This window comes from Luteimonas sp. BLCC-B24, assembly GCF_028550595.1.
Classification (GTDB): Bacteria; Pseudomonadota; Gammaproteobacteria; order Xanthomonadales; family Xanthomonadaceae; genus Luteimonas.
In genome coordinates this window covers 23,429-42,545 of the sequence record NZ_JAQQGN010000009.1, presented here as the reverse complement: position 1 = coordinate 42,545, position 19,117 = coordinate 23,429, and the positions used below count along the sequence as shown (strand labels likewise).

The window sequence follows — 19,117 nt, the reverse complement described above, 5'->3', positions numbered from 1 at the left end:
CCGTCCGTACTCCGAACAGCCCCATGCGCAACGACAGTCGCCTCAGCCGGATGCTCCACGTCCTGATCCATCTCGCCGAGCGTGACGGGCCGGCGACGTCGGACGACATCGCCGGCATGCTCGGCACGAATCCCGTGGTCGTGCGCCGCACGATGGGCGGTCTGCGCGAGGCCGGGTACGTGCGCTCGGACAAGGGTCACGGCGGCGGCTGGTCACTGGCGCGGCCGCTCGACGCGATCACCCTGCTCGACATCTACACCGCCCTGGGCGAGCCCGCGCTGTTCGCCATCGGCATGGCCGACGACGACCCGCGCTGCCTCGTCGAACAGGCGGTCAACGCGCGCCTGACGACCGCCCTGCAGGAAGCGGAAGCGCTGCTGCGCACCCGGCTGCAGGCGACGACGCTGGCGGAGGTCGCCCGGGATTTCGAGGCGCGCATGGCCGCGCTGTCGCACACGCGCGGCTGATGCGCGCAGCGCGCGTCGGCCCTGCCGGCGGACACCCTCGTGACTTCAAGCACGCGAGCGCGGACGCGGCGCGCGGCATGCTCGCCGCAGTCCCCCGGACGCCACGCCCATGACCCGCCGTCGCTCTCCTCGCCTCGTCGTCCTGCTGGCACTGGTCCTGGTGGCCGGGCTGGCCCACGCGTCGGGTGACGAGGCCGCCGCGCCGTTGTCGGCCGACCGGTGCGCGGTGTCCACGCCGTACAACGTGCTCGTCGACACCGGCGGCGTGTGGCTCTATCGCGGCCAGGGCCGTCCCCAAGAGATCTTCTTCCACGACGGCACGCTGAGTGTCGACCGCACCGTGCAGACGGTGAGCACCGCGGATGCGCAGCGCCTGCGCCAGCTCGAGTCCGGCGCGCGTGCGCTGATGCCGGACGTGGCCGAGGTCGCGCGGCAGAGCGCGGGGCTCGCGTTCGAAGCGCTGGCCGGCGTGGTCGAGGCCATGACCGGCAGCGCGCGCCAGGTGCGTCAGGTCGAGCGCTTCCACGCCGACACCACCGCCCACATCGACCGCACGCTGGGCCGCGGCCGCTGGGACCAGGATGTCTTCGGGCCCGGCTTCGAGGCGCGCATCGAGGCGGTCGCCGAGCGCATGAACGGCAGCCTGGGCCGCAGCGTGATGTGGCAGGTGATCACCGGCCGCGCCGCGCGCATGGACGCACGCGCCGAGCGTCTGGACGCCGAACTCACACGCCGGATCGACGCCCGGAGCGCCGAGCTCGAACGTCGCGTCGACGCGCTGTGCGCGCAGGTGCAGGCGCTGCACGCCCTGCAGGCCGCGCTCGAGTACCGGTTCGAGGGCGAGCGGCTGGTGATGCTCGCGCCCGCAGCGGAGGGAGCGAACGCGCGCTCCGGCGCATCCGCAGCCGACGCGCCGCACGACTGAACGCGGCCGCCGCGCGTCGGAGGCCGGTCTCGGTCCCCGCGAACCGGCCGTGGGACAATGGCCGCATGGGCGAACCCGAGACCACACCGCCGGCTGCCAGCGCCGCAGCCGACGCGCCGCCGCGCGTGCTGACCGATGCGCTGAAGGCGGACATCCGCGCGGCGTACGCCAAGCTGCAGGCCAACACGCCGGGCTTCAGCACGCGCCGCTCGCAGAGCCAGATGATCGGGCTGGTCTCGCGTGCGCTGGCCACCTCCGGCGGCATCGGCGTCGCCGAGGCGCCCACCGGCGTCGGCAAGAGCCTGGCCTACATGACCGCCGGCGTGCCGATCGCGCTGGCGACGAAGAAGAAGCTGGTCATCAGCACCGGCACCGTCGCCCTGCAGTCGCAGCTGGTCGAACGCGACATTCCGGCGTTCCTGAAGGCGACCGGGATCGAGGCCACCGTCGCGCTGGCCAAGGGCCGCACGCGCTACCTGTGCACGCGCAACGCCGCCGAGCTGCACGGCGAGACCAGCCAGGCCCATATCTTCGGCGACACCGCGTTCGGCGACGCGCCGCTCGGCGCCGACGAAGGCGGCGACTACGAGGCCCAGCTCTACGACCGGCCGCTGGCGCCGCACGAAGCCGAGGCCGCGCGCCGGCTGCTCGAAGCGCATGCCGACCGCCTGTGGGACGGGGATCTGGACGCCGCGCCCGAACCGGTGTCCCCCGCGCTGCGCGCGCGCATCACCACGCCCGCCTCGGGCTGCGCGGGTCGGCGCTGCAGCTTCGCCCAGCAATGCCCGGTCCTGAAAGCGCGCACCACCGTGCGCGAGGCGCAGATCGTCGTCACCAACCACGCGCTGCTGCTGTCGTCGCTGTCGCTGGGCGACGTGGAGAACGGCCAGCCGCTGCTGGCCGCGCCGGCCGACATGCTGCTGGTGCTCGACGAAGGCCACCACGTGGCGAGCGTCGCGATCGACCAGGGCGCGGCGAAACTGCCGCTGGGCGACATGGCCAAGCGCGTGTCGCGGATGCAGATCCTGATCGCCGGCGCCTACCGGCTGGTCGACAAGGAGAAGATCGGCACCTTGCTGCCCAACGAGGCGATCGAACTGGCGACGCGCGTGGCGAAGGCGCTGAAGGCGTTCCGGTTCGAGATCGATGCGGTGTGGCGACCCGAACCCGACGACCGCGACCCGATGTGGCGCGCAGCGAACGGGCGCCTGCCCGAGGCCTGGTTGCCGGCGATCGAGGCCCTCGGCGAAGACACCCGCGCGTTGTTCAACTGGGTGCACGCGGCGCAGACCCTGGTCGCGCGCAGCAAGCAGGACGATCCCGCGCGCGAGAAGCTGCAGCGCAGCCTCGGCATGGCGCTGGAGACGATCGAGCAGCAGCACGCGCTGTGGACCGGCTGGCGCCGCGAGGACCGCGACGGGCAACCGCCGTTCGCGCGCTGGGTCACCGCCACCCGCGATGGCGATCTGGTCTGCCATTGCTCGCCGGTCTCGGCGGCCCAGGTGCTGCGCCAGCTGCTGTGGAAGGAGATCGACTCGGTGGTGATGACCTCGGCCACGCTGACCGGCGGCGGGGATTTCCAGTCCTTCGCCATCGACACCGGCCTGCCCGACCATGCCGAGATGGTCTCGCTGCCCTCGCCGTTCGACCTGCGCCGGCAGGCGCAGCTGATCGTGCCGAACTTCCCGGTCACGCCCGACGACCGCGAGGGCCATCCCAAGGCGATCGCCGAGTACCTGGTGCGCGAACTGGACTGGAAGAAGGGCAGCATGGTGCTCTTCACCTCGCGCTGGAAAATGGAAAAGGTCGCCGACCTGCTGCCGGCCTCGCGCCGCGCGCAGGTGCAGATGCAGACCGCCACCAACAAATCGCAGGTCGTCGCCGAGCACCTCAGGCGCGTCGCGGCCAAGGACGGCTCGGTCCTGTTCGGCCTCAACTCCTTCGGCGAAGGTCTGGATCTCCCGGGCGAAGCCTGCACCACGGTGGTGATCACCCAGGTGCCCTTCGCGGTGCCCACCGACCCGCAGACCTCGACCCTGAGCGAATGGCTGGAAGGCCGCGGCCTCAACGCCTTCAACCTGATCGCCATTCCGCATGCGCTGCGCACGCTCACCCAGTTCGCCGGGCGACTGATCCGCACCTCGAGCGACACCGGCCGCGTGATCATCCTCGACTCGCGGCTGCTCAGCCGGCGCTATGGCAAGACGATCCTGGATGCGCTGCCGCCGTTCGAGCGCGTGATCGGTTAGCCGTCCGCTCCGAGCCGTTCGCGACACGCGTGCCTCGAGTGCTGTGAACGCCCGCCGCGAACAGCACGGGCGGCCGAAGCCGCCCGTCCCGTCGTGCAGCGGTGTGGTCAGTCCTTGCGGATCGCGTCGTTGGCCTTGCCCACTTCGCTCTGCACCTTGCCGGCGGTCTTCTGGGCCTTGCCCTCGAGTTCCTTGCCAGTATTGCCGGTGACCTTGCCGGCGACTTCCTTCGCGGTGCCCTTGATCTGGTTCTTCGCACCTTCGGTCCGGTTCTTGTCCATCGTCATCGCTCCGCCTGCGGGGATTGCAGGGTGTCGAAGGTTGTAGGCAGCGCCGTGAGATGCAGGAGTGAAGTTCGACGCGTCGCCGCGGTCGGGGCGACGCGTCGGCAATGTCCGGTTCACACAGCGCCTGTGTCGAGCCGGTTGGAAGGCGCTTACAGGATCGGCGCACCGCCGGTCACCGCATAGCGGCCGCCGCTCATGTAGCTGGCTTCGTCCGAGGCGAGCAGCACATAGATCGGGGCGCATTCGGCCGGCTGGCCGGGGCGCTGGAGCGGCACCTGGGAACCGAAGGACGCGACCTGGTCCGGCGGCATCGTCGAGGGAATCAGCGGGGTCCAGATCGGGCCCGGCGCGACCGAGTTCACGCGGATGCCCTTGCTCGCGAGCAGTTGCGCCAGACCGGCGCTGAAGTTGGCGATCGCACCCTTCGTCGCCGCATACGGCAGCAACGTTTCCTTCGGCTTGTCGGAATTGATGGAGCTGGTGTTGATGATCGACGCGCCCGGCTTCATGTGCGGCACGGCCGCCTTGCACAGGTGGAACATCGCGGTGATGTTGACCTGGAAGGTGTAGTCCCACTTGTCGTCGGGAATCTCCTCGAGCGACTCGTAGCTCATCTGATAGGCGGCGTTGTTGACCAGGATGTCGATGCGACCGAAGGCATCGACGGTCTTCTGCACGATCGCGCGGCAGTGCGCGGGATCGGCGATGTCGCCGGGGACCAGTTCGCAGCGCCGGCCGGCGGACTCGACCAGCCGCCGGGTCTCGTGCGCATCCTCGTCCTCGCTGAGATAGCTCACCAGCACATCCGCGCCTTCGCGTGCGTAGGCCAGGGCCACCGCGCGTCCGATGCCGCTGTCGCCGCCGGTGATGATCGCGACCTTGTCCTGCAGACGGCCGCTGCCGCGGTAGCTGTCCTCGCCGTGGTCGGCGGGCGGATCGAGCTTGCGTTCGACGCCGGGGACGGACTGCTGCTGCGCAGGCTGGTTCATCAGGGGCACTCCTGGAGACGGCGGGCCACCGTATGCGTGCGTACGTGGTGCGCTCGTGACCGGCGCGCAGGCCGTGACGCCGGGCGTGTGCACGCGCTGCACAGCCGCTCGTCTACGTTCGCCGCTTCGTCCGGGATACGTCCAATGCGCCTGCAGGCCGGTTGCGAGATCGTGGTGGAAGCGGAGGACGACTGCGCCGTGGTGGCGATGCTGCGTCCGCGCAGCAATGCGCTGCAGTGGCTGGTGAGCGAATCGTGGCGGTTCACGCCCCAGGTGCGTCCCGACCAATACATCGACGCGTTCGGCAACGTCTGCCAGCGCTTCGTCGTGCCGCGCGGCCGGATGACGCTGCGCGCCGAGATCGAAGTCGAAACCGACGCCGACATTCCGCTGGCCGGGCACGCCCCGGCGACGCCGCCGGCGGCGTTGCCGCACGAGACCGTGCAGTTCCTGCTGCCCAGTCGCTACTGCCCCTCGGACCGGCTGTTCGAGGACGTGCACGGCATCGTCGGCGGGGCCGCGCCGGGCGCGGCGCAGGTGGACGCGATCTGCGACTGGATCCGCTCGCGCATCGCCTACCGCTACGGAGAGAGCAACGCGAGCACCGACGCGCTGGACACGATGCGCCACGGTGCCGGCGTGTGCCGCGATTACGCCCACGTCGGCATCGCGCTGTGCCGGGCCCTGCGGCTTCCGGCGCGCATGGTCGTGGGCTATCTGCACGGGCTGGAACCGATGGATCTGCAAGCCTGGTTCGAGGTCTGGCGCGACGGCCGCTGGACCACCTTCGATCCCACCCAGGACCGGCCGCGTGGCGGCCGCATCGTCGTGGCCACGGGCCGCGACGCCGCCGACGTGGCCTTCCTGACCAATCACGGCGGGCTGACCACGGTGGACATGCAGGTCTGGGTGGGGCTGGCGCCCTGAGCGCAGCGGGCGGTGCGGACCGGGCGTGATGCCGGTCACGGATGGCCATTGGACCAATCGCGCAGCGCACGCGGCGCTGGTGCGATGGCCGCGCCGGCTGCTGTCCCCCACCACGTGCCGGTGACGCGCCCGCCCGGGCGCGCCGTCACGTGCGGCCCCGACCGGGCCGGGGGAGAACGTCATGTCTCTGTTCCATTGCGGCATCCGCGCCGCGCTCGCACTCGTGCTGGCACCCGCCACCCTCGGCGCCGAGGGCGCCTGCCGCGACGCGGTCGTGCTCGTGCACGGCAATACCGGCACGCCGGCGCAGTTCGACGCCACCTACATCGAGCTGCGCGCGCGTGGCTGGGCGGACGCGGACATCCTGCGCCCGGCCTGGGGCAGCCGCAGCTGCGCGGCCTGCAACGATCACAGCGGCAGCGAGGAGGCGCCGGTACTCGATGCGCTGGTCGAGGCGATCGCGCGCTCGTGCACCGGCCGCATCGATGTGATCGCGCATTCGATGGGCGTCACCCTGGCCGCCAAGCAGATCGTCGATTACCGCCTCGCGGGCGACGTGCACACCTTCGTCGGCATCGCCGGCGCCACGCGCGGCCTGTGGTCGTGTGGCACCTATCCCCTCAACGTCGCCACGTCGACCTGCGGCGCCCAGGGCCTGTCGGTCAACAGCCCGCTGCTGACGCGGCTGCGCGGCCACCCGCTCGGGCTGCGCGTGGTGTCGATCAAATCGTGGATCGACCAGGTGGTGTGTGCGACCGGCCTCTGCACTGTTGGCGGCGTGCACAGTTCGCAGATCGCCGGCGAGAACGCCAGCTACACCTTTGCGACCGGGCATTTCGGGCTGCTCGGCGAGACCGCGAGGCTGCAGGTCGATCTGGTCGAATGAGCGCGGCCGCGTCGCGCGGGCGGCACTCCGGGCACGGGCCGCCGCCGTCGGAGACGCGTGACCGGCAAGGCGCCGGCGGCAGCGGACGGCCGCTGCAATCCCTGCAGCGCGTGCACCGCGCGGTTCACGCGCCCGAGATGCACGTCCACCCAGACTCGCGCCACCGCAACAGGAGGAGCGCCCCGTGGACAGTTACACACTCGAATACGACATGTCGCAGTGCCTGTGGGTGCTCCGGCACGATGCATCCGGACGCGTGGTGCGTGCGTTTCTGAGCCGGCGCGAGGCCACCGAGGGCGGGCACGTGCGCGCCTTGATCGGCGCCGACGGCGTCCTGCGCATCCGCAATGCCGATGGCAGCTACGAACGCGATCTCGCGCGCCACCTCGCCGTCGATGTCGCCAACGTCACCCGGTTCGCCTCGGCGGACGCGTCGCGCGAGACGGCCGGGGCCCGGGTGTTCACCGCCACGGCGGCCTGATCGCCACGCGGGCGCGGGCGGCGTCCGCGTCGGACACGAACACGAACAAGGGCGCCCGAGGGCGCCCTTGTTCGTTGCCTGCGAGACGTCCCGGCGCACGTAGCGCGCCGGGACCTGTGCTCAGAACGCGTATTCGGCAGTCAGGCCGAGCAGCGCCGTCGAACGCTTGGGGCCGTCGAAGCGCGCGCCCGAGACCGGGTCGCGGACGTCGCCGGCCTTCGCGCGGTAGTAGTCGTAGTGCACGCCGACGCTGAAGTTCTCGGTGGCATTCCAGCCGGTGCCGACGCCGGCGTACCAGCTGTTGCGGCCGTCGCTGCCGCCGCTCTCGAGACCCAGGTTCTGGCCCAGCGAGTTGTAGTAGTCGACATTGTTGTCGGACGCGCGGAAGTAGCCGCCGCGGCCACTGACGTACCACGCCGGGGTCACGTGCCAGCGCGCGTTGCCGCCGACCTGCCAGCCACGCAGCGCGTTCCGGTCGGCGCGCTGGTTCACGTCGGCGCTGCGGTCGATGTTGCGGATCTCGATGTTGCCGAGGTCGGTGTAGCCGCCTTCGACACCGATGCCGAAGCTCGGCGCGACCTTCCAGCGGTAACCGCCGACCAGGCCATAGCCGGTCTTGCGGCCGTCGCGGCTTTCGAACACGTTGAAATCACCGGTGCCGAACCGGCCCGCCGTGCCGCCGTCGGTGCGGCCCACGTTGCCGGCAATGAAGCCGTTGCCCTGGCCGACCTGCAGGTCGGGACGGTAGGTGTCGCCCCCCATGCTCTGGGCGAACGCGGTCGGGGCGCACAACGCGGCGGCGATCGCCGCGGGAATCAGAAGCTTCTTCATCGGGGCCTTCCTTTCTTGGTCTTGGACGCGCCCGTGGAGCGCGCGTCTGCGGGGGAAATTGCACGACGCCAAGGCGGCGACGCGGGCCGCAGTAAAGCCCGCCGCGCCTGAAGCGCACACAAACCTTCACGTTCGCTGTACGCGATCGCGCGTCCCGCGTTCAAGATGCGTTTACGGCGATGAGGAACCCGGTCGCGGTTTCGGCGGTCGCGTTGCGTCGACGACGGCGCCGCGCGACCGCTCGGCCGGCGGATTCAGGGCGTGGTCACGCCGTCGACGGGTGGGGCGTCGACACCGTCGATGCGCACGTCCACATCGACCATGCCCGTGCCCCCGCCCAGGCCCTCCACCCGCACCGCGTAGCGTCCCGCGGACAGACGGGTCGACACACGCGCGTTCGTGCCCGTACCGCCATCGTCGTCCTCGAAGGTGCCACCCGGCCCGTCGACGTGCAGCACGGTATCGAGATCCTCGGAGCGTGCGTCGATGGTCACCTGCGCATCCTGCGGCACGTCGAGCACGAAGCGGCGCCCACCGCCGTCCACGTGGGCCACCGCGGTTCGTCCGGACACCAGCGCGGTGCCGTCGGTGGTGACCAGGCCGCCGGGCAGCGGCGCATGACGCACCGCCAGCGCGAAGTCGCCGCGCCCTTCGCCCTGCAGCGCGGCGACATTCATCGTGTAGGTGCCGGGCTCGAGATACAGGCGCAGACGGGAATCGGTGCCGCTGCCGCCGTCGTCGTTCTCCGCCTCGACCCCGGGCCCGCGCACGCGCAGCACCGGGTCGAACGCCGACGAGGCCAGCGTGATCGTGTACAGGCCCGCGCGTTCGATCTGCAGCGTGTAGTCCTGCGCGCGACCGGTCAGCCAGTCCATCACCTCGCCCTCGCCCGCCAGCGGCGCGCCGTCGTAGGCGTCGATGGCCTTCGCGCGGAGACGGAACGGCCCGTAGGCACTGGCGCCGTGACCACTGACCGCGACCAGGTAGTCACCAGTCGTCGTCGCACGGAACGCCAGGCCCGGGCCCTCGCCGTTCGCGATCATCTGGTCGCCGTTGAAGACCGCCAGCAGGCCGGTGAGTGGCCCGTCCAGCGTCAGCGACACGGCCTGGCCTTCGCTCAGCGGCAGCGAGAACCGCTGATAGCGGCTGCCGTCGCTGTAGTTGATGCCGCTCGACGAGGTGATCTCGCCGGCGACCTCTCCGTCGAGCGCCAGCACCGGGGTGTCCGGGTCCGCCTGCGCGGCAATGGCGGCACCCGCGCCGCCCCCGTTACCCGGACGGCCCGACCCGCACCCCGACAGCAGCAACCCGGCCGAGACGGCCAGGGTGATCGCGGCAACACGCATGTGACGACTTCCAGCATGGACGGGCTCCGTCCGGAGCGGCGATTCTCGTCGAAGCACGGGCGCCCGCACAGTGGCCGGCAGCCGACCGGTTACGATGCCCGCCCGTTCCGCGTCCGGCGCCGCGATGCCCCACGCCACCGCTCCCCTGCTGACCCGCGAGATCGCCGAGGCGATGCGCGCTGCGCACCGCGCCGGCACCGGCGTGTGGCGCGGCTCGCTGGACCTTGGGCGCAGCGTCGAGGCCGTGACGCTCGACGACGCGCACTGGTCGTGGCGTGGCCGCGCCTATACGTGGCCGGGCACGCTCAAGGACCGCACGCTCTACGTGCCGGACGGGGACGACTGGGCAGCGGTGTCGCGCTTCGGCCGCTCGCTGATCAAGCTGGTACCGACCGACTGGGGCCCGCCGACGTTCGAGATCGACGGCATCAAGATGCTGGTCTCGGCGCGCATCTCGCCGATCGACGACGCGCGCCGGAAGGTGGCGCTGGTCGCCCCGCGCGGCAAGGTGGTGCTCGACACCTGCGGCGGTCTCGGCTATTTCGCGGCGTGCTGTCTGGACGCGGGCGTGGCGCAGATCCGTTCGTTCGAGAAGAACGAGGACGTGCTGTGGCTGCGCACGCTCAACCCGTGGTCACCGGATCCGGATGCGGTGGACACCGGCGGCCGCCTGCAGCTGACCCACGCCGACATTTCCCGGGCCATCGTCGGCATCGCCGATGCCAGCGTCGATGCGGTGCTGCACGATCCGCCGCGCTTCGGCATCGCCGGCGAGCTGTATTCGCAGGTGTTCTACGACCATCTCGCGCGCGTGCTGCGCCGCGGTGGGCGCCTGTTCCATTACACCGGCGCGCCGAACCGGCTGACCAGCGGCCGCGACGTGCCGCGCGAGGTCGCGCGTCGCCTGGTCGCATCCGGCCTGAGCACCGAATACGCGCTCGACGGCGTGCTGGCCGTCAAGCGCTGACGACGCCGGCCGCGCTGCCGGCGTGCATCGCCTGCGTCGCGGCGCGGATCGATGCTCGCCGCTGCCGGGCATCCAGCCCATCCAGGCTGTCGCGCCGCGGGTCAGTCCGCGGCGGCAGCCGCCGGCAGCGCGCGCCACCAGGCCGAGGTCGACTGCGGCGCGGCGAGATCGACGCGCTCGCCCATCATCGGCGTCGACAGGGGAATGCCGAGCTCGGCGGCACGCGCCGACACGCGCTCGAAGGGGTCGGTCCAGACGTGCATCGCCAGGTCGAAGGTGCCGTTGTGCACCGGCAGCAGCACGCGGCCACCGAGATCCTGATGGGCCTGCACCGTCTCCTCGGGCAGCATGTGCACGAACGCCCAGCGCCGGTCGTAGGCGCCGGTCTCGATCATCGCCACGTCGAAGGGGCCGAAGCGACGGCCGATCTCGGCGAAACCGTCGAAATAGCCGGTGTCGCCACTGAAGAACAGGCGCAGCGCGTCCGCATCGGCCGACGGCGCCGGATCCACGATCACCCACGACGCCCACAGCGTGCGATCGCCGTCGAACAGCCCGCGGCCGGAGAAGTGCTGGGCGGGCGTGGCGGTGAACTGCAGGCCGTCGACCGTCGTGCCCTGCCACCAGTCGAACTGGCGCACCTTGTCCGCCGGCACGCCCCACCTGATCAGACGATCGCCGACGCCGAGCGGCGTGAGGAAGACCTCGGCGCGTTCGGCCAGTGCGCGCACGGTGGCACGGTCGAGATGATCGTAGTGATCGTGCGACAGCAGCACGCCGCGCAGCGGCGGCAGGGCGTCGAGGGCGATCGGCGGTGCATGGAAGCGCTTGGGGCCCGCCCAGCCCACCGGCGACGCACGTTCGGCGAAGACCGGATCGGTGATCCAGAACCCGCCGCGCAGTTTCAGCAGCAGTGTCGAGTGGCCGAGGCGGTAGAGGCTGCGGTCCGGCGCCGCCTCGAGTTCGGCGCGCGTCAGCGGCACGACGGGCAGCGGGCCGGCAGGCACCGCGCCTGCCGGCTTGTTGAACAGCATGTCCCAGAACACGCGCAGGCCGTTGCCCAGGCCCATCGCCGGGCGCTCGCGCACGTTGCGGAAGCGGCCCGCGTCCGATTGCGGCGACGCCGCATAGTCGGCGACCGGATGGCTGGTGCGGGCATACGACAGCAGACAGGCACTCATGAGCGCGACTCCAAGCAGGACGAGGGACGGCAGCAGGCGCCGACGGCGCGGGCGGGACGGCGGCGGTGAAGACGACACGGGCATCTCCAATGAACTACACCGTGCAGTTTACATAGCGCATCAGGGAAGTAAACCGGTCGGTGTAGAATTGTGCCGATGACCGACGAGACCGCCCCGCGCCGCCTGACCGACCGCAAGCACGCGGCGATTCTCGAGGCCGCGATCGCGGAGTTCCGCGCCTCGGGCTACGAGGCCACCAGCATGGATCGCATCGCCGCGCGGGCCGGGGTGTCCAAGCGCACCGTCTACAACCATTTTCCGGGCAAGGACGCCCTGTTCCTGCGGATTCTCGAGACGATGCTCGAACGCGGCATCGTCGGCCCCGACCTCGCCTACCGCGCCGACCGGCCGCTGCGCCCGCAGCTGCTGGAACTGGTCCGGCAGAAGCTCGAGCTGCTGCGCGATCCGGGCTTCGTCGACGTGGCGCGGGTGGCGATGGCGGCGGGCCTCCATTCGCCGGACCTCGCGCGCGCGATGCTCGCGCGCCTGGGACACCGCGAAGAGGGCCTGACGGTGTGGATGCGCGCCGCGGCGGCCGACGGGCGGCTGAAGACCGACGATCCGCTGTTCGCGTCGATGCAGCTGCAGGGGCTGGTCAAGAGCTTCGCGCTGTGGCCGCAGCTGTCGATGGGCCAGCCGCCGCTCGACGACGCGCGCCAGACCCGCGTGGCCGAGGCCGCGGTCGACATGTTCCTCGCCTACTACGGCTGAGCGCGGCTGCGGGCCACGCCGGACCCCACGCCGCCTAGCGCAGGAACAGCACCCGCTCCGGGCGGTGCAGCGCGAAGCCCTGGCCGTAGTCCACGCCCAGCTCCGCCAGCACGTCGCGCACGCGGATGTCGTCGACCCATTCGGCCACCACTTCCAGCCCGCGCTGGTGGCCGATCTGCACGATCGCGCTGACGATCGTGCGGCTCATCGGATCGCTGTCGAGTTCGCGGATGAAACTGCCGTCGATCTTGATGATGTCGACCGGCAGGTTCTTCAGATAACCGAACGAGGACATGCCCGCGCCGAAATCGTCGAGCGCGATCCGGCACCCGGCGGCGCGCAGGCGCTCGATCACGCCGGCCACCTTCATCAGGCTGCGCACGGCGACGGTCTCGGTGATCTCGAGGCAGAAGCGCTCGGCCGGCACGCCGTGTTCGGCGATGCAGCCGAGAATGAAATCCGCGAGGTCGTCGTCCTCCACGCTCGCGCCGGAGAGATTGATCGCACAGGTGCGCAGCGCGGCGCCGTGGGGGTGCAGCTGCGCGAAATGCGCCACGGCCGTGGCGATGACCCAGCGGTCCACCGCCGGCATCAGGCCGTAGCGCTCCGCGGCCGGCAGGAAGGTGCCGGGCGTGACCTCGTGGCCGTTCTCGTCGCGCAGCCGCAGCAGCAGCTCGACATGGGCCCCCTCGCTGGGCGTCTCGCGGACCGGCACGATCTCCTGGAAATCGAGCAGCAGACGGTTCTGCTCCATCGCCACGCGCAGGCGGTTGGCCCACTCCATCTCGCCGAGGCGCCGGGTGCTGTCGTCGTCGTCGCGATACAGGTGCACGCGGTTGCGGCCGTCCTCCTTGGCCTGGTAGCAGGCGCTGTCGGCCCAGGCCATGAGGTCCTTCAGGCTCAGGCCCGCACGGTCGGCCATGACCACGCCGATGCTCGCGCTGACCGAATACGTGCGCCCCTGCCACACGAACCGCACCGCCTCGATGCAGCGGCGCAGGCGCTCGCCGAGCGCCAGGGCCGCGGCCTCGTCGACATCGAAGGCCAGCAGGCCGAATTCGTCGCCGCCCAGGCGCGCGAGCAGATCGCCTTCGCGCATCTTCATGCGCAGCGCCATCACCAGTTCGATCAGCAACTGGTCGCCGGCCATGTGGCCGGAGAGGTCGTTGATCACCTTGAACTGGTCGAGATCGAAATACAGCAACGCGAAGGCCGGCACCCCCGGCTGGCCGATGCGCTGGCTCAGCGCGCGGGTGAGGCGCCGTTCGAACTCGCGCCGGTTGCAGAGTTCGGTCAGCGCGTCGTGCGAGGCCTGGTAGCTGAGGCGTTCGGTCAGCTCGCGATGTTCGGTGTTGTCGGCCGCGGTGAGCAGCAGGTGGGCGGCTCCGTCGACCACCACCGGCGCCAGTGACGCACGCGCCCAGAACGGCGCATCGACGCCGGCCATCCGCACCTCGCGGCCGTCCCAGCCGCCGTCGCGCGCGGCGACCTGCAGGGCCGAGCGGACCTCCGGATCGACGAACATGTCCGCCAGCGACCGCCCCTCGATGTCGCCCAGCCGCTGACGCGCGGCCTGGTTGGCGTAGGTGATGCGACCCGAGGCGGCATCGGCCGACAGCACCAGGACCGGAAGCAGTTCGTTGAGCGTGCGGAACCGCGCCTCGCTCTCGCTGAAGCGCGCGCTCATGCCCTGGCCCAGGGCCAGTGCGCGGCGGTGGGTGCTGGCGATCGACCACAGCAGCAACGCCAGCAGCACGCTGATCGCGGTGCCCGCGAGCAGGGTCGCGCGAAGCCGCGAGCCGTCCTGGTGCGGGGCCAGCGGCTGCAGCCGCAGTTCCCAGCGCCGCCCGCCGAATTCGATCGCCCGCACGAACACCGCGCCGGCGTGCGCCGGACGCGGCCCGCTGACGAACACCGTGGCCGCGTCGTCCGGCGCATCCGGGTCGCGGATCTCGAGATGCATGAATTCGAGGATCCGGCCCTCCAGCGTGGCGCGCACCATCGGATCGAGTTGCAGGCTGATCGCCAGCGCGCCGATCTCGCGCGCCCGCCGCTCGTCCACGTCCGCGGGCACCGGCCCCCGGGAATAGACCGGCAGCCGCAAGGTGACCCCGAGCGCCTCGGTGCCCGGCGTGGGCACCTGGGCCAGCCGGAACGGCGCCGACATCACCACGGTGTCCCGGTCGCGGGCCGCCTGCAGCGCCCGCAGGTTCGCCGGCTGCGCGGTGACGTCGAAGCCGAGCACGGCCGTATTGCCTTCCAGCGGCGTGATCAGTTCGTAGCGATACGACAGGCCGTGTTCCGGCGTGGCCGGCCGGTAGCGGGCGAAGCCGGTGATGCGGTAGCCCGGCACGTGCTCGACGGCGCGCAGATTGGCCTGGTAGCGCGCGAAGTCCGCCTGGTCCATGACGTCGTTGGACAGGAAGACCGTCTGCATGGCCCGGAGGGCGATCGAGGCGGCATCGAGCGGCTCGCGCAGGCGCGTCTGCGCGGCGTCGGCGAGCGAGGCGTGCAGGGTGTCGGCACGCAGTTGCGCCGCCTCGCGCTCGCGCTGACCCAGCATCACGGTGATCACCAGACCGATCGCCAGTGCCAGCAGCGCCCATGCCATCGGCGGCCAGATCCGGCCGCCGGTCGACGCCGCCCGGCGCCGGGGCGGCGCTGCGGACGGTGGCGCTCCCGGCGATGTCTCGATTGAGCGCATAAGGTCTGGCGAGCCCGAGAGTGACGACGGTACGACCGATCGGCGCATCCGCGCCACTGCGCGTGCGTCTGCGCCTGGCGCATGCGCAGAGGCGCGACCGCCAGGCGCCCCGTCTCTATCGGACGCGACGCACGCCGGCTTGAGCGCCCGCGGCGCCCCCGTGCGCATCGCTGGAGTCCGGACCCGATGGAGTCACGCGCGGATCACTCCGCCGCTTCCATTCTCGACGCCCACCCACACCCGCACGAGCCCCCGTCATGAAGCTGTTCCGAATCTTCGCCGCCGGCGCCCTGAGCTACGTCGCCTACCGCGCCTGGCAGCGCCAGAAAGCCCCGGCCACCCCGGCCGCCCCGCAACTGGACGGCGGTGCACGCACCGCGCCGCACGGCGATCCGGTGCGTCTGGCCGACAGCGTCGATGTCGAGCCGGCACCGAACTTCGGTGCGCAGTCCAGCCGCGGCTTCGGCGAGTCCTGAGCGCGCAGCGGCCTTTCATCCAAAGGCCGCGTCCACGGCCGGAGCGGCGCTCCTGATCGCGTACGCCGGCGCGTGTGTCCCCCCTCCCCGTGCACCTCCAACGAAGGTCCCCCATGGATTCGATCAATCGCAACCAGCCCGGGCACAATCTCGAGCACCTCGCCGGTGCCGACGCGGTCGCGCGCATCCGCGACATGTCCGACGATGCCGACGCCTGCTTCTTCTCCACGACCCCGCTGCCGGGCAGCGACACCGGCGGCATCCGCCCGATGGCGATCCAGCAGGCCGACGACGCCGGCGCGCTGTGGTTTCTGAGCGCGTCCGACAGCCACAAGAACGCCGAGATCGAAGCCGACCCTGCGGTCCGCCTGCTGCTGCAGTCGTCCAAGCATTCGGGCTTTCTCGCGCTCGAGGGCCAGGCGACGATCAGCCGCGACCGCGACCGCATCGACGCCTTGTGGAACCCGATCATGAAAACCTGGTTCACCGGCGGGAAGGACGATCCGCGCATCACGGTGATCCGGGTCACGCCGTCGTCGGGCTATTACTGGGACAACAAGCACGGTGATCTGGTCGCGGCGACCAAGATGGTCGTCGGCGCGGCGATCGGCAAGACGCTCGACGATTCCATCGAGGGCAGCATCCGGCCCTGAGCCGCCACGGACCTGCAGGCATCGCGCGCGGCGCCTGCGAGTCCATCACTGGTACGACGGTCACCGCCGCGCTGCACGCATCACGCGTGCAGCGCCGCGGTAATCGCGCGAACGAACACGGCGTCAGCCGTGTCATCCCGCCCGCGCGTTCGCCGTGCCCGAAGCGCGCGGTGCCGCATGGTGTGCCCGCAGCGTTCCGGGTGTGACGCACCGCCATGTCGCTCGGACGGCGGACCGGATCATTGCGCGCATGCACGCGTGATCCTCCGATCCCGTCAACGGTCGCTGGAACGCGTCAGCGATCCACCGCACGTGCCGACAGCCAGGCGGCCTCCGCGTCGCGCGAGAGATACCGTCCGTCGGCATCACGCAACCGCACGCGCGCACCTGCGCGGACGAGTTCGGCCACCATTCGCCGTGCGCCTTCGGAACTCCGGCACGCGAATGTCCCGAGCTGTGCGTGCGTGACGTCGTCCGTCAGCACCCACAGGCGCTGGGCCAGGTCGTAGCCGAACGTACAGCGCGAGGGACGCACCACGTGCTCCGGAAGGCGGGGGTCCACCGTGCGACGGCGGCCCGGCGGCGGGCCGTGAAACCGCGACGCCGCCTCGACGGCCGACGGGGAGTTTCTGCAGGGCGCATCGCCGGCTTCCGACGCGCGGCGCCGGCGTGCCGTGTGGCGCACCGGGGCACTGCGACGTGCTTGCGCACCCGATGCCGTGAATCCCGGACGCGATCATCGGCCGGTCACCCGCAAACAGGGAGCGTGCAAGGCGGCGCGCATGTGCCGCCCCACGCACGAGGACCGATCCCGATGTTCATGCACAACCGCAAGCTCCAGTACACCGTTCGCGTCGAAGCCGGCAATCCGCAGCTCGCCACGCTGATGCTCGAACAGTTCGGTGGACCGCAAGGCGAACTCGCCGCGGCCATGCGCTACTTCACCCAGGCCCTGGCGGAAGACGATCCGGGCCGCAAGGATCTGTTCTTCGACATCGCGACCGAAGAACTCAGCCATCTCGAGATCATCGGCTCCATCATCACCATGCTCAACAAGGGCGCCAAGGGCGAACTCGCCGAAGGCATGGACGAGATGGCGGAGATGCGCAATCTCACCGGCAACAGCACCAGCCAGACCCAGGCCATCCTCTACGGCAACGGACCGGCGCTGGTGAACTCCAGCGGCGTGCCGTGGACGGCGGCCTACGTCGACACGATCGGCGAGCCCGCCGCGGACCTGCGCTCCAACATCGCCGCCGAAGCGCGCGCCAAGATGGTCTACGAGCGTCTGATCAACCTCACCACCGACCCCGGCATCAAGGACGCGCTGACCTTCCTGATGACGCGCGAGGTCGCGCACCAGAAGTCGTTCGAGAAGGCCCTGTATGCGATGCAGCCGAATTTCCCGCCGGGCAAGCTGCCGGGCGATCCGGCCTTCACCGATGTCTACTTCGACATGTCCCAGGGCGAGCCGGGCGATGCCCGCGGCCCGTGGAACTCGGGCGAACTCTGGGAGCGCGTGGAGGATCGCGATGCGCAGGCGGCGGTCGACGGCGGCGACGGCTCGGCGAGCGTCGGGCTGACCGAGCGCCAGCGTGCAGCGGTGGAGGCATTCGCGGCCCGCACCGCGTCGGCGCCGGACGCCGATCCGCTCACCGGTGCGGAACTGGGGGCGGGCCCGGGCGCCGGCGCGGTGAAGACCGCACGCTGACATCGCCGCGTGCGATGCCGGCCAGCGTCACCGTGCCGGTCGGACCGCAGGGCACCACGAGGCACACGTGGCGCCCTGTGCAGGGGTTCATGCGCGCGCGCGATGTGCGCTCACGGACCGCACTGCCACTGGCCGTCGAAGCTGCGGCTGGCGCCATCGGCGCGCAGGTACGTCAACGTGGCCGGTCGCGGTGGCGACTCGCCGCCTGCAGTCGCTGCGCCGGTCTCGACGATGCGGATCGTCTTGCCCTGGCCGGTGAACACCGGGTTCCGGGTCATGCCGTCGAAGCCGCCCGGCGCGCGGATCGGCTCGATGTAACCGGCCACCTTGACCACCCCCAGCGCCGGCGCGTCGGACGCGACGGCGCCCATCGCGTGCAGCAGCGGACCCGTGGCCCCGGTTTCGGAGAAGCTGCACGCGAGTTCGCCTTCGAGCCCGGCGCCGCCGAGTTCCTGCGCCGTCAGCACCTCCAGCACGATCTCCGAGCCGTCCCCGCCGACCGTACCCGCTGCCGCGCCCGGCGTGGAGGCCGGCGTTGGCGGCGCGTCCGTGTCGGCGGTTTGCACCGCGGGCGCGGGCGCCGTGGCGGCGTCGGCCGAGGCGGCACCGTCGGCATCCGGAGCGCACGCCGCCAGCGCGACTGCCGCGAGCAGCGGCGCGAGCGCCCGGACCAGCGCGTGGGGTGTTGCGGAACAGGACGGCGTCATCGGTGCACCTCGCAGAGACGGGCCGCACGCGTGCGGCCGGGGCGCCGATCGTCGCGGCCTGCGCCTTTGCATTCCGTGAAGCATCCGTGCGGCCGCGGCGGCGATCGGGCCGCGTCGGCCGCGCCATACTGCATGCCGTGACCGGGGCCAGGCCGCCGTTGATGACACCGGACCAGCGCTATCTGGTCGTGCGCGGCCGCCTGTGGCGTGCGACGGATCCCGGGTTGTCCGATGCCGAACGCCAACGCCTGGTGGCTGCCTTGATGGACGCGCGCCGCGCGGTGAAGTCGGCGAAGCGCGCAGACGATGCTGCCGCACTCGCCGAAGCCAGGCGCGCGGTCGATGCCGGCAAGCGCGCACTCGGCGAACGCGGACCGGTCTGGTGGGCCGACGGCGCACCGGACTACACCCGCCACCTCGCGCGCACGACGCCCTATGCCGCCTGGTACGCGCGACACGGCGGTGAGGACGAGGAGCCCGGCGCGGAGGCGGCGCCGCAGGATTGACGCCTGGCACCGGCGCCCTTGACGCTTGCGGCCCCGCGCATGCATTCGCTCAG

Annotated in this window: 20 protein-coding genes; 12 read left to right on the top strand and 8 right to left on the bottom strand. The window is 71.3% G+C overall.

What is annotated here, in order from left to right; translation table 11 throughout:
* Positions 1 to 23 precede the first annotated feature (23 nt).
* From PQS31_RS15155 to dinG, 3 genes are all read left to right on the top strand, one after another.
* Complete coding sequence (locus tag PQS31_RS15155) at positions 24 to 467, top strand: Rrf2 family transcriptional regulator (RefSeq protein WP_272763600.1); 444 nt, start codon at positions 24 to 26, stop codon at positions 465 to 467.
* A 109-nt stretch (positions 468 to 576) separates the two neighbouring features.
* On the top strand, positions 577 to 1,392 hold the full coding sequence (locus tag PQS31_RS15150; RefSeq protein ID WP_272763599.1) for a DUF2884 family protein: 816 nt from the start codon (positions 577 to 579) through the stop codon (positions 1,390 to 1,392).
* A 65-nt stretch (positions 1,393 to 1,457) separates the two neighbouring features.
* On the top strand, positions 1,458 to 3,641 hold the full coding sequence (dinG, locus tag PQS31_RS15145; protein ID WP_272763598.1) for an ATP-dependent DNA helicase DinG: 2,184 nt from the start codon (positions 1,458 to 1,460) through the stop codon (positions 3,639 to 3,641).
* A 107-nt stretch (positions 3,642 to 3,748) separates the two neighbouring features.
* Here dinG and PQS31_RS15140 read toward each other — a convergent pair whose 3' ends face one another.
* Together PQS31_RS15140 and PQS31_RS15135 are read right to left on the bottom strand one after the other, a co-directional pair.
* Complete coding sequence (locus PQS31_RS15140) at positions 3,749 to 3,922, bottom strand: CsbD family protein (protein ID WP_272763597.1); 174 nt, start codon at positions 3,920 to 3,922, stop codon at positions 3,749 to 3,751.
* 155 nt (positions 3,923 to 4,077) lie between these two features.
* Complete coding sequence (locus tag PQS31_RS15135) at positions 4,078 to 4,917, bottom strand: SDR family oxidoreductase (protein ID WP_272763595.1); 840 nt, start codon at positions 4,915 to 4,917, stop codon at positions 4,078 to 4,080.
* Between the two features lie 144 nt (positions 4,918 to 5,061).
* Here PQS31_RS15135 and PQS31_RS15130 point away from each other — a divergent pair, with 144 nt between their 5' ends.
* From PQS31_RS15130 to PQS31_RS15120, 3 genes are all read left to right on the top strand, one after another.
* Entirely contained in the window at positions 5,062 to 5,844 is a 783-nt protein-coding gene (locus PQS31_RS15130) for a transglutaminase domain-containing protein (protein WP_272763594.1), read from the top strand.
* Between the two features lie 181 nt (positions 5,845 to 6,025).
* Complete coding sequence (locus tag PQS31_RS15125; protein ID WP_272763592.1) at positions 6,026 to 6,730, top strand: lipase; 705 nt, start codon at positions 6,026 to 6,028, stop codon at positions 6,728 to 6,730.
* A gap of 184 nt (positions 6,731 to 6,914) precedes the next feature.
* A complete protein-coding gene (locus PQS31_RS15120) occupies positions 6,915 to 7,211 on the top strand; it encodes a hypothetical protein (protein ID WP_272763591.1) in 297 nt (98 codons plus the stop codon).
* 120 nt (positions 7,212 to 7,331) lie between these two features.
* Here the strand turns inward: PQS31_RS15120 and PQS31_RS15115 are convergent, their stop codons facing one another.
* A complete protein-coding gene (locus PQS31_RS15115; RefSeq protein ID WP_272763590.1) occupies positions 7,332 to 8,042 on the bottom strand; it encodes an outer membrane beta-barrel protein in 711 nt (236 codons plus the stop codon).
* A 254-nt stretch (positions 8,043 to 8,296) separates the two neighbouring features.
* On the bottom strand, positions 8,297 to 9,388 hold the full coding sequence (locus PQS31_RS15110; RefSeq protein WP_272763588.1) for an ABC transporter substrate-binding protein: 1,092 nt from the start codon (positions 9,386 to 9,388) through the stop codon (positions 8,297 to 8,299).
* 94 nt (positions 9,389 to 9,482) lie between these two features.
* Between PQS31_RS15110 and PQS31_RS15105 the strand changes: the two genes are divergently transcribed.
* On the top strand, positions 9,483 to 10,355 hold the full coding sequence (locus PQS31_RS15105; RefSeq protein WP_336314357.1) for an SAM-dependent methyltransferase: 873 nt from the start codon (positions 9,483 to 9,485) through the stop codon (positions 10,353 to 10,355).
* 101 nt (positions 10,356 to 10,456) lie between these two features.
* On the opposite strand, the gene PQS31_RS15100 is transcribed toward PQS31_RS15105, so the two are convergent.
* Entirely contained in the window at positions 10,457 to 11,536 is a 1,080-nt protein-coding gene (locus PQS31_RS15100) for an MBL fold metallo-hydrolase (RefSeq protein WP_272763586.1), read from the bottom strand.
* A 156-nt stretch (positions 11,537 to 11,692) separates the two neighbouring features.
* Here PQS31_RS15100 and PQS31_RS15095 point away from each other — a divergent pair, with 156 nt between their 5' ends.
* Positions 11,693 to 12,307 carry a TetR/AcrR family transcriptional regulator gene (locus PQS31_RS15095; protein ID WP_272763585.1) on the top strand — a complete coding sequence of 205 codons (615 nt, stop codon included), beginning with the start codon at positions 11,693 to 11,695 and terminating at the stop codon, positions 12,305 to 12,307.
* A 34-nt stretch (positions 12,308 to 12,341) separates the two neighbouring features.
* On the opposite strand, the gene PQS31_RS15090 is transcribed toward PQS31_RS15095, so the two are convergent.
* Complete coding sequence (locus PQS31_RS15090; protein WP_272763584.1) at positions 12,342 to 14,918, bottom strand: EAL domain-containing protein; 2,577 nt, start codon at positions 14,916 to 14,918, stop codon at positions 12,342 to 12,344.
* A 350-nt stretch (positions 14,919 to 15,268) separates the two neighbouring features.
* Between PQS31_RS15090 and PQS31_RS15085 the strand changes: the two genes are divergently transcribed.
* On the top strand, positions 15,269 to 15,487 hold the full coding sequence (locus PQS31_RS15085) for a hypothetical protein (protein WP_272763582.1): 219 nt from the start codon (positions 15,269 to 15,271) through the stop codon (positions 15,485 to 15,487).
* Between the two features lie 113 nt (positions 15,488 to 15,600).
* Positions 15,601 to 16,140 (top strand): pyridoxamine 5'-phosphate oxidase family protein, encoded by a 540-nt coding sequence (locus tag PQS31_RS15080; protein WP_272763581.1) that lies wholly within the window; start codon positions 15,601 to 15,603, stop codon positions 16,138 to 16,140.
* A gap of 295 nt (positions 16,141 to 16,435) precedes the next feature.
* Here PQS31_RS15080 and PQS31_RS15075 read toward each other — a convergent pair whose 3' ends face one another.
* Positions 16,436 to 16,675, bottom strand: coding sequence for a hypothetical protein (locus PQS31_RS15075; RefSeq protein WP_272763580.1), 240 nt, complete (start codon positions 16,673 to 16,675; stop codon positions 16,436 to 16,438).
* Between the two features lie 279 nt (positions 16,676 to 16,954).
* On the opposite strand from PQS31_RS15075, the gene PQS31_RS15070 reads away from it, so the two are divergent.
* Positions 16,955 to 17,851, top strand: a complete 897-nt coding sequence (locus PQS31_RS15070) for a manganese catalase family protein (RefSeq protein WP_272763579.1) — start codon at positions 16,955 to 16,957, stop codon at positions 17,849 to 17,851.
* Positions 17,852 to 17,961: 110 nt separating this feature from the next.
* Here the strand turns inward: PQS31_RS15070 and PQS31_RS15065 are convergent, their stop codons facing one another.
* Positions 17,962 to 18,558, bottom strand: a complete 597-nt coding sequence (locus PQS31_RS15065; RefSeq protein WP_272763578.1) for a hypothetical protein — start codon at positions 18,556 to 18,558, stop codon at positions 17,962 to 17,964.
* A 137-nt stretch (positions 18,559 to 18,695) separates the two neighbouring features.
* Here PQS31_RS15065 and PQS31_RS15060 point away from each other — a divergent pair, with 137 nt between their 5' ends.
* Entirely contained in the window at positions 18,696 to 19,064 is a 369-nt protein-coding gene (locus PQS31_RS15060) for a hypothetical protein (RefSeq protein WP_272763577.1), read from the top strand.
* Positions 19,065 to 19,117 lie beyond the last annotated feature (53 nt).